Below are 13,291 nucleotides of genomic sequence, written 5' to 3'. Positions count from 1 at the left end.
GTAACAGTATGAAATAATACATGACAAAGAAATTTTGCTACGTCGAATTGGGCCGGATGTGGGCAAGATATATTTGGGATAGAGAACGGAAAATATACTGATCGAAACCGCAATACTGCAGCCGATCTTTGCCGACCATAGTCAAAATTTTGATTGCGATCGTCGGACGTACTAGAAGAGTTAACAAAACATTTATCTATCGATAGTCCATCGGCGGAAGTGCGACGAGGTCACAAACGACAATGAACGAACGAACCGACCCATCGACGACGCGACGCGGTGTCATGAAGGGCATCGGCGGTCTCGCCGCGCTGTCGATGTCCGGCGCGACGATAGCGGAGGCAGAGGACGTTCTGAACGACTCGGTGCCGAGCGACCCGCACACGCTCGATACGTACCGCTCCATCGTGGACGCCATCGTGCCCCGCACGCCACAGTTGGAGAGCGAGCTCGGGCCGGAGCACGTTCCCGGCGGGCTGGACGTCGAACTGGAGAAGTTCCTCGTCTGGGACTTCAATCACTTCCAGGAGATCCGTGCCGAGATGGTCACCGAGAAGGGACTGCTCGACGGTCCTTCCGACGCCGAGATGCCACTGGAGATGTTCGAGTCGGTGCTCGATCTGACGAATCTCGGTGGCCTGTTCGGTCCCGATTCGCCCCTCGATGCCGTGTTGAATCTCGCCGACCTCGACCTCCTCGGTCTGGATCTCGGGCTGGACGACGATGCGCTCGAAGAGGCTCTCACGTTCGGACCGGTCGAACGCTACGACATCTCCTTCGCCGATGACGTTGCCTCTTCGTCGGGTCCCGCCGCGTTCGAACTCCTCGTCGAGACCGCCAACGAGACGACCCACGAGGTGGTCCAGAACTACCCCTACGCGCCGGCGTTCACGCTCGTCTTCGACATCGTGGCCGCCGAGTTCATCGCTCGCGGCGAAAACGAGGACGCTATCAAGCGCGACAGAAGCAAGTTCCCCGCCGGCGGCACGTTCGTCCAGCTCTCCCCGGAGGACCGCCTCCGATGTCTCTGGACCATCGTCGACGGCGGCGTGATAGACCGCCTCGACGACCTGCTCTCGCCGCTCGTTCCGGATGTGGGGATCCTGAAGTACGTCGTGATGGCTGTCAACGGGCTACACGGTTTCGGCTACTACACCGAGTGGTCCGGACTGGGCGAGACCAAGACCAACACGCCGACCGAGCGCTCGCTGTCCACGCCCGCTGGAGAGGTCCAGAGCCGGAAACAAAGTGGCTATCCGGGCCCGGCCGACGGCTACGCCGCCAACTGGCGACACGCCGTCGAGGGCGGGTTCGCCGACCCAGACGCCGAGGACCTGAACCTCCCGAGCGACCTGAAAGGCGATGACGTCATCGAAGGCATCGGGGGTGGAACATGAACGATCCCGATGTGGTCATCGTCGGTGCGGGTGCTGACGGGCCGGCGACCGCGTGGAAGCTCGCCCACGACCACGGTGTGGACGTGCTTCTCCTCGAAGGCGGCCCGTGGCACGGCAACGAACAATGGCCGAAACCACACGCCGATTCCGGTGGGACGGTCAGCACCGACCCCGACGATCTGGATGGCAAACTCTTGGACGAGCAGTTCACCCACCGCGAGGCCGACGCGAACGACCCCACGTATGGGTATCTACGCGTGGGGCCGGCCGATCACTCGCGGGCACCGTGGTTCCGCAACCTCCACCAGAACGCCTTCATCTGGCAGGTCGGAGCCGTGGGTGGCACGTCGCTGCACTACTTCGCCAACCACCCTCGTGGCTACCCGACCGCGTTCAACGACCAGCCCCACTGGCCGTTCGACTACGAGGAACTCGTCCCCTACTACCAACTGAACGAGGAACTGACGAGCACCCAGCAGGCACCGATGACCGGCAAGGAGGAGGTGTTCATCGAGGGGGCGACGAACGCTGGCTACGACCTCATCGAGACCAAGAACGTCACCGAGACGGGCTGGCGGCCACAGGCAAACGCCGTCGAAGTTCCCGGTCGAGAGACCTCCAATGGGCAGCCGCTCGATGCCGACTACGAGGGGTCGTTCTCCTACGACGACGGCTTTCGGGGAGACACACTCGTTGGCGACCACTTCCAGGGTTCCTCGACGCCCGTCGATGCGCCCGTGCGGGACAAAGCCAGAAAGTCGAGCAACGTGGGCTACGTGCCGCGCGCGCTCGACACCAACGAGAGTTCCGAGCAGGGCAACGTCGCGCTCCGACCGAACGCCTACGTGACGGACATCGAGACCAAGGAGGGTGCAGGAACTCTCGAAGCCACAGGAGTGACTTTCCGCGATTCGTGGTCCGGTCAGTCCCAGACCGTCGATTCCGATACGGTCGTCCTCGCGGGTGGCTGTATCGAGACACCCCGGCTCTGGCTCAACGCGGGCCTGCCCGACGATGGCTGGGTCGGCAAGGGTCTCACTACTCACTGGTTCGACTGGATCGTCGGCGTCTACGACGACGAGACCGTCGCCGACATCAACCCCGAGGGCGAGCACATGGACCCCTACGTCGGCCAGAATTCGGCCGTGCGGTTCGAAAAGCCCGGCATCGGCGGGATGGAGGACATCGGCATGAGTCCGGGACTGGTCTCGTACGCCGATTACCTCTTCAGCCAAGCCGGGTACAGTTTCGACACCGAAGTTGACCCTGACGAACCGTGGGATACGCGGGGATACGTCGTCGGCGAGGAACTCAAACGCCGGATGTCGAACTACAAGCAGACGAAGGCACTGTTGATCCTCACCGACGACCTGCCGCGCCAGAACAACGGTGTCTCGCTCGATACCACCTTCTCGGACGAGCACGGCGCGGTTCCGAACGTCAAGTGGGAGCCACACCCCGACGACGACGCGAAACGCGACGAACTCTCGCGTATCGCGGCGAACATCCACAAGGAAGCGGGAGCCGAGCACGTCCACCGGTGTGATTGGCCGCCGCTGCTGCTCCACATGCAGTCGTCGATGCGGATGGGCGAGGTGCTCGATTCGAACGCCGAAGCCAAAAACGTCAATCGACTGTTCGTCGCCGACCACTCCGCGCTCGCAAACGGCGTCGGCGGTCCGAACCCTACCAACTCGGGACAGGCGCTCGCGCTGCGGACTGCCGACAAAATCGCCGACATCTACTTCTAGCTCTCTGTTCGCAGTTCGTTTTTATTGGAGTCGAAAACCGCGCCTCCAGTCAGTCCAGCCGATCAGTGTCGATGTGGACGCCGGGCGGGGTCACCAGCAGAAACTTCCGGAAGTGGATGAGTTCGCCACCCATCTCGCGGACGTCGCGGGCGAAGCCGCTTGCGAGGCGGTTCAGGTCACCCTCGACGGCGAGGACGAGCACCGCGTCGTCTTCGACCTCGGCGACCCATTCGTCGCTCGGTGTCCGCCCGTCGAGCACGCCGAGGACGACGCGGTGGGCGCGCTCGGGGTCGTTCTCCTCGATTTCGGTTTCGACGGCCTGCAGGTCGAGGTCGAAGTCGCTCATACCGCAGGCTCACCGCGCCTCGACAAAAACCCTCGTTTGTCAGTCGTCGATCGCGCTCGCAGCCGTCGTGTCGGCCGTCTCCGTCTGCCGCGAGAAGTACGTCGCCAGCGCCGGGCCGGTGACGTTGTGCCAGACGCTGAAGAGTGCGGGCGGGAGCGCCGCGAGCGGGCTGAAATAGGCGGTGGCGAGCGCGACCGCGAGTCCACTGTTCTGGAGGGCGACCTCGAAGGTGCACGCCCGGACCCGTTCGGGATTCATGCCGCTCGCACGCCCGACGCCGTAGCCGGCCCCCAGCCCGATGGCGTTGTGGGCGACGACCGCAATCAGGACGACTGCGCCCGCGGTCAGGATGTTCTCGACGTTCAACCCGACAACCGCCGCGACGATGGCGACGATGGCGACGACGCTGACCGCCGGAAAGACGTTCAGACCCGCTGCCGCCAGACGTGGCGCGTAGCGATCGAGGGCCAGTCGGAGCGCGAAGCCCGCGACCACGGGAATCAGGACGACTTGGACGATGGAGGTAAACATCTCGGCGAAGGTGACTTGGAGTTGTTCGCCAGCGAGCGCGACGACCCACGCGGGCATCACGACCGGAGCGGCGAGCGTCGTCACCGTGGTGATGGCCACCGAGAGCGCCACGTCACCCTTGCCGAGATACGTCATGACGTTCGAGGCCGTGCCGCCCGGTGCGGCCCCCAGCAGAATCACGCCGATGGCGAGCGCCGGCGGCAGCGAGAGCACGATAGTGAGAGCCCACGCGGCGAGCGGCATTACGAGCCACTGAGTGAGCGCGCCGATGGCCACGTCGCGCGGGCGCTCGGCGATACGCCTGAAATCCTCCGGCAGGAGCGTCAGCCCCATCCCGAGCATGATGACACCCAACAACGGCGTGATGTAGGGTGCGATCCACGTGAATCCCGAGGGCGCGACGAGCGCCGCGCCCGAAAACAGCAGCACCCAGACCACGAAGTACGTGCTCGCCCCCTCACTGATGCGTTCGAGCGTGTCGAGCACGCTCACGCCCGCCACCCGCTCGGTCGGCACAGTCGGTCGTCGTGCGGAAACATACGTCAGCCGTCGCCACACCGGCGCAAAAAGGTTCGGCCACGACGCGTTCGCGCCGGTCGGCCGCGGGCGAGCGCGTGCTGGACGAATCACGCGTCGATTCGGGCGCGGATGCGAACCGATCAGGCGGTTCGGCGCGCCGGGCAACAGTATGATATAAGGAACTACCGAGGGCACAAGGCCGTTGACTGCTGGCGGTTTTTCGATTTCGAGTTTCGAAGACCGACAGAACGGAGATTCCGGAGCGGTAGGTTTATCCGTGTGATGGGCATTCGGTCGAGTACATGTCCCACTACGACGCGGACACGGAGGATTCGTCGGTGACCCCGGCGGATCGAGTTCTTCCAGGGCACCCTGGGAGATACGACTGAGGTAGAGACAGTTCGGGTTTTCGACACCACACTGCGCGACGGCGAGCAGTCGCCACGCACCTCGTTCAGCTACGACGACAAGCGCGAGATAGCGGCCGTGCTGGACGAGATGGATACCCACGTGATCGAGGCGGGCTTTCCGGTGAACTCGGATGCCGAATTCGAGGCCGTCAGCGACATCGCCGAGAGCACGAGCGTGACGACCTGCGGGCTGGCGCGTGTCGTCGAGAAGGACGTGGAGGCGGCGCTCGATTCGGGCGTCGAGATGGTCCACGTCTTCGCCTCCACGAGCGACATCCAGCTCGAAGACGCGATGCATTCGAGTCGCGCGGAGATGAAGGAGCGCTCGGTCGCGGCGGTCGAGCGCGCCAAAGAGGCCGGCGTCTCGGTGATGTTCTCGCCGATGGACGCCACCCGAACGGACGAAACGTACCTGATGGACGTCATCGAGGCCACCTCCGAGGCAGGGGCCGACTGGATCAACATCCCCGACACCTGCGGGGTGGCCACACCCACGAGGTTTGGCGACCTCATCGCCGAGGTGTGTGCGCACACCGACGCACAGGTCGACGTCCACACCCACGACGACTTCGGGCTGGCGAGCGCGAACGCGCTGGCTGGCTTCGAGAACGGTGCGGCGCAGGCTCAGGTGAGCGTCAACGGCATCGGCGAGCGCGCCGGCAACGCCGCCTACGAGGAGGTCGTCATGAGCGCCGAGTCGCTCTACGGGGTGGATACGGGCATCGACACGACCCGCATCACGGAACTCTCGCGGGTGGTCGAGCGGGCGAGCGAGATCGACACGCCCGGCAACAAGCCGATCGTGGGGAAGAACGCCTTTTCGCACGAGTCGGGTATCCACGCCGCTGGCGTCATCGAAAATAGCGATACCTTCGAGCCGGGCGTGATGACCCCCGAGATGGTCGGCGCACAGCGCGAACTCGTTCTCGGCAAGCACACCGGCACGCACTCGGTACGCGAGCGGTTGTGTGAAGCGGGATTCCAGCCGACCGACGACGAGGTGCGCGAGTGCACCCGGCGGGTGAAGGACTTCGGTGCGGAGAAAGAGCGCGTCACGATGAGCGTGCTCGAACGGTTCGCCCGCGAGGTCGGCATCCGGGAGACCGAACGGACGGAGGTCAACGCCTGACGATGACCTCACCGAACGCCCCACCCGACCAGCAGCAGGTGGCGCGGACCGTGCGCGTCCGTGGCAACGTTTGCACCGCGCGCAAGGGTTATTACCACCACCGTAGTGAGAACGACCACGATGGCACGACCGACGACCGCTCGGCGCACGCCGGTTCCGAGCGGCGCGGTCGGCGCGCGCGGACGCATTATTGTAGGGGCGTAGCCCCTGCATCACCCCTCACTTCGACTCGGACGCATCCTACACAGCGAACAGCACGCGCGACAGCCGACGACAGCCGACGACAGCCAACCGATGAACGACAGAGAACACCAGACACGACTGCACACACCGCACCCACGAGCGACGTATCGACCACGAACCGACGCCGACAACGGGGGCGGCGACGATGAGTGAGGGACAGCCAACTCAGCGAGCCGAGGAGGCCGAGGCAGCCGAGCCGACGGAGGTGACGACCGGCGCGGACGAGACCGCCGAGCGACCCGTGACGACCGGCGCGGAATCGGTCGCCCGGGCGCTCGAACGCGCGGGCGTCGAGCACCTCTTCGGCGTGCAGGGCGGGGCCATCATGCCCGTCTACGACGCGCTCTACGACGCCGACCTCACCCACGTCACGATGGCCCACGAACAGGGTGCGGCCCACGCAGCCGACGCCTTCGGCATCGTCGCCGGCGAACCGGGCGTCTGCCTGGCGACGTCGGGACCCGGCGCGACGAATCTGGTCACTGGTCTCGCCGACGCTTCGATGGACTCGGACCCGATGGTGGCGCTGACGGGCCAGGTCCCATCGGACATGGTTGGCTCCGATGCCTTCCAAGAGACCGACACCACGGGCGTGACGAGTCCGATAACGAAGGAGAACTACTTCGCGGGCGACGCCGATACCGTCGGCGACACGGTAGGCGAGGCGTTCGCGCTCGCCCGTGAGGGCCGGCAGGGACCCACCCTCGTCGACCTCCCGAAGGACGTGACGAAGGGCGCGACCGAGCGCGAACCCGAAGCGGGGGAGACGCCCGAAACGTACGATCCGCCCGAACGCGCCGATAGCGAAGCGGTCGAGACGGCCGCCGGCGTCCTCGCGCGCGCCGAGAAACCCGTGATTCTGGCGGGCGGCGGTGTGCTCAAAGGCGAGGCCTGCGAGGAACTCAGGGAGTTCGCCACCGAGTACGGGATTCCGGTGGTGACGACGATGCCCGCGGTGGGCGTGTTCCCCGAAGACCACGACCTCGCACTGGAGATGGCCGGGATGCACGGCACGGGCTACGCCAACATGGCGATCACCCACTGCGACGTCATGTTCGCGGTCGGCACCCGGTTCGACGACCGGCTCACAGGAGGGGTCGAGACGTTCGCTCCCGAAGCCGAGATCGTCCACGCCGACATCGACGCCGCGGAGATCTCGAAGAACGTCCACGCCGACCATCCGCTGCTGGGCGACGCCGGCACGGTCATCGAACAGATGGGTGAGGCGATGGCCGATGAGCGCGCGGCGGACATGGCGGCCACCGGCGAGCGCTTCCAGGACTGGGTCGAGCAGTGCCAGCAGTGGAAGACCGACTACCCGATGGACTACGCGATGGACGAAGAGGGGCCGCTCAAACCCCAGTTCGTCGTCGAGAGCGTCGATAGGGCGACGGCCGACGACACCATCGTCACCACGGGCGTCGGCCAGCACCAGATGTGGGCGGTCCAGTACTGGACGTACACCGAACCCCGAACGTGGGTCTCCTCGCACGGGCTGGGTACGATGGGCTACGGACTCCCCTCCGCTATCGGTGCACGCCTCGCTGCCGATGACGACCAGTCGGTGGTCTGTTTTGATGGGGATGGCTCGTTCCTGATGACGCTGCAGGAACTCGCGGTCGCCGTCCGCGAGGACCTCGACATCACGGTGTTCGTGCTGAACAACGAGGGCATCGGGATGGTGCGCCAGTGGCAGGACAGCTTCCACGGGGGCCGGCGGATGGCCTCGGAGTATCCGTGGATGCCCGATTTCGCCACGCTCGCCGAGGCCTTCGGCGCGCGTGGCTTCCGGATGGAGAGCCACGACGACGTCGAAGGGACCATCGAGGCGGCGCTCGCCCACGACGGTCCCTCGGTGGTCGATGCACACATCGACCCGACCGAGAACGTCTATCCGATGGTGCCAAGCGGGGGAGCCAACGGCCAGTTCGTGCTGGAGGAGGACCAGCTATGAGCGATGGAGAGACGACGGCCGAGGGCCTGCAGGGACCGGCTCCCGAGGAGCGCCCCCAGCCCTCGGGCCGGCGCACCAGCCACGGCGTCCGCATCGATCCCGAGACGGAGGCTGCACACGAGCCGCGGCGCACGGTGTTGTCGGCGCTCGTGCAGAACGAACCGGGCGTGCTGGCGAAGATCTCGGGACTGGTCTCGCGCCGACAGTTCAACATCGAATCCCTGACTGTGGGGACGACCACGAACCCCGAGACGTCGCGGGTCACAGTCGTCATCGAGGAACCCGAACCGGGCATCCGACAGGTCGAAAAACAGCTCGCCAAAGTCGTGAACGTGATTTCGGTGCGCGAACTCGGCGGCGACGCCGTGCGCCGCGAGCTGGTCGTGCTGAAAGTCCACGGTGAGGAACCCGACAAGGTCAACGCGATCACCGACATGTACGGCGGCGAGACCCTGGATGCCGGACCACGGACGATTACGGTGCAGATCACCGGCGACGAACAGAAGATCGACGACGCCATCGACGCCTTCCGACAGTTCGGCATTCGCGAACTCGCCAGAACCGGGCAGACGGCGCTCGCCCGCGGCGAGGAGTGGACGACACACGCGGAAGAGGAGCGGTACGAACGAATACACGAACCATGACAGAACACGCGACGATACACTACGACGACGATGTAGAGAGTAGCGCCATCGAGGGCAAGACCGTGGCCGTGATGGGCTACGGCTCGCAGGGCCACGCCCACGCCCAGAACCTCGCCGACAGCGGGGTCGACGTGGTCGTGGGCCTTCGCGAAGAGTCGAGTTCGCGCGACGCCGCCCGCGAGGACGGACTGGCGGTGGGTACTCCTGTCGAGGCCGCCGCACAAGCGGACATCGTCTCGATGCTCGTGCCCGATACCGTCCAACCCGCAGTGTACGACGACATCGAGAGCGAACTCGACAGTGGCGATACCCTCCAGTTCGCCCACGGGTTCAACATCCACTTCGGGCAGATCGAACCACCCGAGGACGTGGACGTGACGATGATCGCACCGAAGGGACCGGGCCACATCGTCCGCCGGGATTACGAGCGCGGCGAGGGGACTCCCGGACTGCTCGCGGTCTATCGGGACGCCACGGGCGAGGCAGCCGACGAAGCGCTCGCGTACGCACAGGGGATCGGCTGCACCCGTGCGGGCGTCGTCGAGACCAGTTTCCGCGAGGAGACCGAAACCGATCTGTTCGGCGAGCAGGCAGTGCTCTGTGGTGGCGTGACGAGCCTCATCAAACAGGCCTACGAGACGCTCGTCGATGCCGGCTACAGTCCGGAGATGGCCTACTTCGAGTGTCTCAACGAGATGAAACTCATCGTGGACCTGATGTACGAGGGCGGGCTCGGCGGGATGTGGGACTCGGTCTCCGATACGGCCGAATATGGGGGTCTCACCAAGGGCGACGTCGTCGTCGACGAGCACGCCCGTGAGAACATGGAGCAAGTGCTCGACGACGTTCAATCGGGGGCGTTCGCCCGCGAGTGGATCGCCGAAAACCAGGCGAACCGACCCGCCTACCGTCAGTTGCGACAGGCCGAGAAGAACCACGAGATAGAGGACGTGGGCGAGCGCCTGCGCGGGCTGTTCGCGTGGGCCGAGGAGACCGAACAGAGCGAAGACGAAAGCGAAACCGAACGAGTGCAAGCAGATGACTGAGAACACCGACACCGAGACGCAAACCGAGATGAAAGCAGTCGACCACACCCACCCGGACACCGGCCGACCGTTCGGCGAGGCGGTGGTCTATCAGCGCGGCCCGACGGTAGCGGCCGACGGGGGAGCGCGCGACGAGGGGCCCGAAGCGGACGCGGACGCCGAGGAAACCATCGAAGAGACCGGCGAGGCGCGGATGAAGGATGTCGATCACGAGCCGCCGAACGAGGAGGACCCTAATCGGGTGTTCGAGCGAGGGGAGGAAGGCCGCGGCGAGACCAGATGAGCGAGCGCACGCTCTACGATAAGGTCTGGGACAGACACGCCGTCACGGAGCTACCCACCGGTCAGACGCAGCTGTTCGTGGGCCTGCACCTCATCCACGAGGTCACGAGTCCGCAGGCCTTTGGCATGCTCGGCGAGCGCGACCTCGACGTGGCCTATCCAGACCGGACGCATGCGACCGTGGACCACATCGTGCCCACCGCGGACCAGTCCCGGCCGTTCGACGACGATGCCGCCGAAGAGATGATGAGCGAGTTGGAGGCGAACGTCCGAGACTCGAACATCGAGTTCGACGACCCGACGACTGGAAACCAGGGTATCGTCCACGTCATCGGTCCGGAGCAGGGACTCACCCAGCCCGGAATGACGATCGTCTGTGGCGATTCGCACACCTCGACGCACGGAGCCTTCGGCGCGCTCGCCTTTGGCATCGGCACCTCACAGATTCGAGATGTCTTGGCTACCCAGACGATCGCGATGGACAAGAAGAAGGTCAGACGAATCGAGGTCACGGGCGACCTCGGTCCCGGAGTGGGCGCGAAGGACGTCATCCTGACCATCATCCGCCGGCTCGGCGTCGACGGCGGCGTCGGCTACGTCTACGAATACGGGGGAGAGGCCATCGAGTCGCTTGGCATGGAGGGGCGGATGAGCATCTGTAACATGTCGATCGAAGGTGGCGCGCGGGCGGGGTACGTCAACCCCGACGAAACCACCTACGAGTGGCTCCGCGAGACGGATGCCTTCCAGGACGACCCGGAGAAGTTCGCAGAGTACAGAGGGTACTGGGAGTCGATCACCTCGGATGCGGACGCCGAGTACGACGACGTCGTGACCATCGTTGGCGACGAAATCGAACCCGTCGTGACGTGGGGCACGACGCCAGGGCAGGGCATCGGGATCACCGAAGCGATTCCCGACCCCGAAGAACTCCCCGAGGACAAGCAAGACACCGCACGGCGCGCACAGGAACACATGCGCGTCGAACCCGGCGAAACCATGCAGGGCTACGACGTCGACGTCGCCTTCCTCGGCTCGTGTACGAACGCCCGACTGGCCGACCTCCGTGAGGCCGCGGAGGTAGTGGAGGGTCGAGAGGTCGATTCCAGCGTGCGCGCGATGGTCGTGCCGGGCAGCCAGCGCGTCAAGGCGGCCGCCGAGGACGAAGGTCTCGACGATGTCTTCACCGAGGCGGGCTTCGAGTGGCGCGGCGCTGGCTGTTCGATGTGTCTCGGGATGAACCAAGACCAGTTGGAGGGTGATCAGGCCTGTGCCTCCTCGTCGAACCGGAACTTCGTCGGTCGGCAGGGTTCGAAAGAGGGAAGGACTGTGCTGATGAGTCCGGTGATGGTCGCCGCGGCGGCGGTCGAGGGTGAAGTGACCGACGTGCGCGAACTGCCGGCGGTGACGGTCCAATGAGTGATTCAGAGGTCGCAACCGTCGAGCGCGTTGCGGGAACTGGGATGCCGATTCGGGGCAACGACATCGACACCGACCAGATCATTCCCGCACGCTTCCTGAAGGTCATTACCTTCGACGGTCTCGGCGAGTTCGCCTTCTTCGACCAGCGATTCGACGACGATGACGACCAGAAAAAGCACCCGATGAACGAATCGCAGTACCGAGATTCGTCGGTGATGGTCGTCAACGCCAACTTCGGCTGTGGCTCCTCGCGCGAACACGCCCCCCAAGCGCTCATGCGCTGGGGCATCGACGCGCTGATCGGCGAGTCGTTCGCCGAGATCTTCGCGGGCAACTGCCTCGCGCTCGGGATGCCGACCGTGACGGCCGACCACGAGACGGTGTCCGACATCCAGGAGTGGATTGAGGCGAACCCCGACAGCGAAATCGAGGTCGACGTCGCCGACGAGACGGTGCGCTACGGGGATCAGGAAGTGACGGTCGAGGTCGGCGACGCCCAGCGCCGGGCGCTCGTCGACGGCGTCTGGGACACGACGGCACTGATGCGGTCGAATTCGGGTGCGGTCGCCGAGACGGCCGCCGCGCTCCCCTACATCGACGCCGATGACTGAGACCATCACCGTGATTCCGGGCGACGGCATCGGCCGCGAAGTCGTGCCGGTCGCGGTCGCGGTGCTCGACGCGGTGGGCGACTTCGAGTTCACCGAGTACGACGCCGGCGACAGGGTCAAGGAGGCGACCGGCGAGGCGCTGCCCGAAGAGACGAAACGGGCAGCCGAAGAGAGCGACGCAACACTGTTCGGTGCGGCTGGCGAGAGCGCGGCCGACGTCGTCCTCCCGCTGCGAAGCGCGATCGATTCCTTCGCGAACGTCCGCCCCGCGAGAGCCTATCCTGGCGTCGACGCGCTCCATCCCGACGCCGACCTCGTGTTCGTCCGCGAGAACACCGAGGGGGTCTACGCGGGCATCGAGAGCGACCTCACCGAGGAGGTGCGGACGCTGACCCGACTCATCACCGAACCCGCCTCGCGGGCCATCGCGGAGTTCGGGTTCGACTACGCCGCCGAGCACGACTACGAGGTGACGGTGGCGCACAAGGCGAACGTGATGCGCCGGACTGATGGGTTGTTCCTCGATACCGCCGAACGAGTGGCCGACGAGAAAGGGGCGGACTACGAGACGGCCCTGATGGACGCGTTGGCGATGCATCTCGTGATGAATCCGGCCGACTACGGCGTCGTCATCTGTCCCAATCTCGCGGGCGACATGCTCTCGGATCTGGCGGCCGGACTAGTCGGTGGTCTCGGACTGCTGCCGAGTGCGAACATCGGTCCCGAGCGCGCGCTGTTCGAACCGGTCCACGGCAGCGCACCGGACATCGCCGGCGAGGGCGTCGCCAACCCCGTGGCGACGGTGCTGAGCGCCGCGATGTGCTGTGAATTCCTCGAGAGATCGGAGAGCGCCGAGCGGATCCGACAGGCCGTGATGGAAGTCCTCGCCGACGGACCACACACCCCGGATCTCGGGGGCACGGCGGCGACCGAGGACGTCGAGCGGGCACTGCTCGACCGGCTCTGACCGCCGAGGTTAAGCCGCTCGCGCTCGCACGACGAGTTC

Annotated in this window: 13 protein-coding genes; 10 read left to right on the top strand and 3 right to left on the bottom strand. The window is 65.4% G+C overall.

Annotated elements, in window-relative coordinates; genetic code table 11:
• The first annotated feature begins 242 nt into the window (after positions 1 to 242).
• Positions 243 to 1,397, top strand: a complete 1,155-nt coding sequence (locus ACP97_RS03645) for a hypothetical protein (RefSeq protein WP_049996482.1) — start codon at positions 243 to 245, stop codon at positions 1,395 to 1,397.
• Positions 1,394 to 3,148 carry a GMC family oxidoreductase N-terminal domain-containing protein gene (locus ACP97_RS03640; RefSeq protein ID WP_049996481.1) on the top strand — a complete coding sequence of 585 codons (1,755 nt, stop codon included), beginning with the start codon at positions 1,394 to 1,396 and terminating at the stop codon, positions 3,146 to 3,148. The genes ACP97_RS03645 and ACP97_RS03640 overlap by 4 nt, the downstream gene beginning before the upstream one ends.
• Before the next feature lie 49 nt (positions 3,149 to 3,197).
• On the opposite strand, the gene ACP97_RS03635 is transcribed toward ACP97_RS03640, so the two are convergent.
• Together ACP97_RS03635 and ACP97_RS03630 are read right to left on the bottom strand one after the other, a co-directional pair.
• On the bottom strand, positions 3,198 to 3,494 hold the full coding sequence (locus tag ACP97_RS03635; protein WP_049996480.1) for a DUF5779 family protein: 297 nt from the start codon (positions 3,492 to 3,494) through the stop codon (positions 3,198 to 3,200).
• A gap of 39 nt (positions 3,495 to 3,533) precedes the next feature.
• Entirely contained in the window at positions 3,534 to 4,517 is a 984-nt protein-coding gene (locus ACP97_RS03630) for a bile acid:sodium symporter family protein (protein ID WP_049996593.1), read from the bottom strand.
• 378 nt (positions 4,518 to 4,895) lie between these two features.
• Here ACP97_RS03630 and ACP97_RS03625 point away from each other — a divergent pair, with 378 nt between their 5' ends.
• Positions 4,896 to 6,083: a LeuA family protein gene (locus tag ACP97_RS03625; protein WP_202593554.1), complete on the top strand. Its 1,188-nt coding sequence runs from the start codon at positions 4,896 to 4,898 to the stop codon at positions 6,081 to 6,083.
• 8 nt (positions 6,084 to 6,091) lie between these two features.
• Here ACP97_RS03625 and ACP97_RS03620 read toward each other — a convergent pair whose 3' ends face one another.
• Positions 6,092 to 6,271 carry a hypothetical protein gene (locus ACP97_RS03620; protein WP_049996479.1) on the bottom strand — a complete coding sequence of 60 codons (180 nt, stop codon included), beginning with the start codon at positions 6,269 to 6,271 and terminating at the stop codon, positions 6,092 to 6,094.
• Positions 6,272 to 6,471: 200 nt separating this feature from the next.
• On the opposite strand from ACP97_RS03620, the gene ilvB reads away from it, so the two are divergent.
• The 7 genes from ilvB to ACP97_RS03585 are packed head-to-tail and all read left to right on the top strand — an operon-like array spanning position 6,472 to position 13,252.
• Complete coding sequence (gene ilvB / locus ACP97_RS03615; RefSeq protein ID WP_049996478.1) at positions 6,472 to 8,280, top strand: biosynthetic-type acetolactate synthase large subunit; 1,809 nt, start codon at positions 6,472 to 6,474, stop codon at positions 8,278 to 8,280.
• On the top strand, positions 8,277 to 8,924 hold the full coding sequence (ilvN, locus tag ACP97_RS03610; RefSeq protein WP_049996477.1) for an acetolactate synthase small subunit: 648 nt from the start codon (positions 8,277 to 8,279) through the stop codon (positions 8,922 to 8,924). Before ilvB ends, ilvN begins: the two co-directional genes overlap by 4 nt.
• Positions 8,921 to 9,970: a ketol-acid reductoisomerase gene (gene ilvC, locus ACP97_RS03605; RefSeq protein WP_049996476.1), complete on the top strand. Its 1,050-nt coding sequence runs from the start codon at positions 8,921 to 8,923 to the stop codon at positions 9,968 to 9,970. The genes ilvN and ilvC overlap by 4 nt, the downstream gene beginning before the upstream one ends.
• A complete protein-coding gene (locus tag ACP97_RS03600) occupies positions 9,963 to 10,253 on the top strand; it encodes a hypothetical protein (protein ID WP_049996475.1) in 291 nt (96 codons plus the stop codon). The genes ilvC and ACP97_RS03600 overlap by 8 nt, the downstream gene beginning before the upstream one ends.
• Complete coding sequence (gene leuC / locus ACP97_RS03595; protein ID WP_049996474.1) at positions 10,250 to 11,671, top strand: 3-isopropylmalate dehydratase large subunit; 1,422 nt, start codon at positions 10,250 to 10,252, stop codon at positions 11,669 to 11,671. The genes ACP97_RS03600 and leuC overlap by 4 nt, the downstream gene beginning before the upstream one ends.
• Positions 11,668 to 12,285, top strand: coding sequence for a 3-isopropylmalate dehydratase small subunit (gene leuD, locus ACP97_RS03590; protein WP_049996473.1), 618 nt, complete (start codon positions 11,668 to 11,670; stop codon positions 12,283 to 12,285). Before leuC ends, leuD begins: the two co-directional genes overlap by 4 nt.
• Positions 12,278 to 13,252, top strand: coding sequence for an isocitrate/isopropylmalate dehydrogenase family protein (locus ACP97_RS03585; RefSeq protein ID WP_049996472.1), 975 nt, complete (start codon positions 12,278 to 12,280; stop codon positions 13,250 to 13,252). The genes leuD and ACP97_RS03585 overlap by 8 nt, the downstream gene beginning before the upstream one ends.
• Positions 13,253 to 13,291: the final 39 nt, after the last annotated feature.

Origin of the sequence: Halococcus sediminicola (assembly GCF_000755245.1) — an archaeon.
Taxonomy (GTDB): Archaea; Halobacteriota; Halobacteria; order Halobacteriales; family Halococcaceae; genus Halococcus; species Halococcus sediminicola.
The sequence above is the reverse complement of the archived record's forward strand: the minus strand, read 5'-3'. Positions and strand labels throughout refer to the sequence as shown.

Coding starts and splice junctions, on each gene's coding strand:
- ACP97_RS03620 (WP_049996479.1), bottom strand. CDS start 6,271: ATGCGTCCGCGCGCGCCGACCGCGCCGCTCGGAACCGGCGTGCGCCGA.
- ACP97_RS03585 (WP_049996472.1), top strand. CDS start 12,278: ATGACTGAGACCATCACCGTGATTCCGGGCGACGGCATCGGCCGCGAA.
- ilvC (WP_049996476.1), top strand. CDS start 8,921: ATGACAGAACACGCGACGATACACTACGACGACGATGTAGAGAGTAGC.
- ACP97_RS03640 (WP_049996481.1), top strand. CDS start 1,394: ATGAACGATCCCGATGTGGTCATCGTCGGTGCGGGTGCTGACGGGCCG.
- leuD (WP_049996473.1), top strand. CDS start 11,668: ATGAGTGATTCAGAGGTCGCAACCGTCGAGCGCGTTGCGGGAACTGGG.
- ACP97_RS03600 (WP_049996475.1), top strand. CDS start 9,963: ATGACTGAGAACACCGACACCGAGACGCAAACCGAGATGAAAGCAGTC.
- leuC (WP_049996474.1), top strand. CDS start 10,250: ATGAGCGAGCGCACGCTCTACGATAAGGTCTGGGACAGACACGCCGTC.
- ilvB (WP_049996478.1), top strand. CDS start 6,472: ATGAGTGAGGGACAGCCAACTCAGCGAGCCGAGGAGGCCGAGGCAGCC.
- ACP97_RS03635 (WP_049996480.1), bottom strand. CDS start 3,494: ATGAGCGACTTCGACCTCGACCTGCAGGCCGTCGAAACCGAAATCGAG.
- ilvN (WP_049996477.1), top strand. CDS start 8,277: ATGAGCGATGGAGAGACGACGGCCGAGGGCCTGCAGGGACCGGCTCCC.
- ACP97_RS03645 (WP_049996482.1), top strand. CDS start 243: ATGAACGAACGAACCGACCCATCGACGACGCGACGCGGTGTCATGAAG.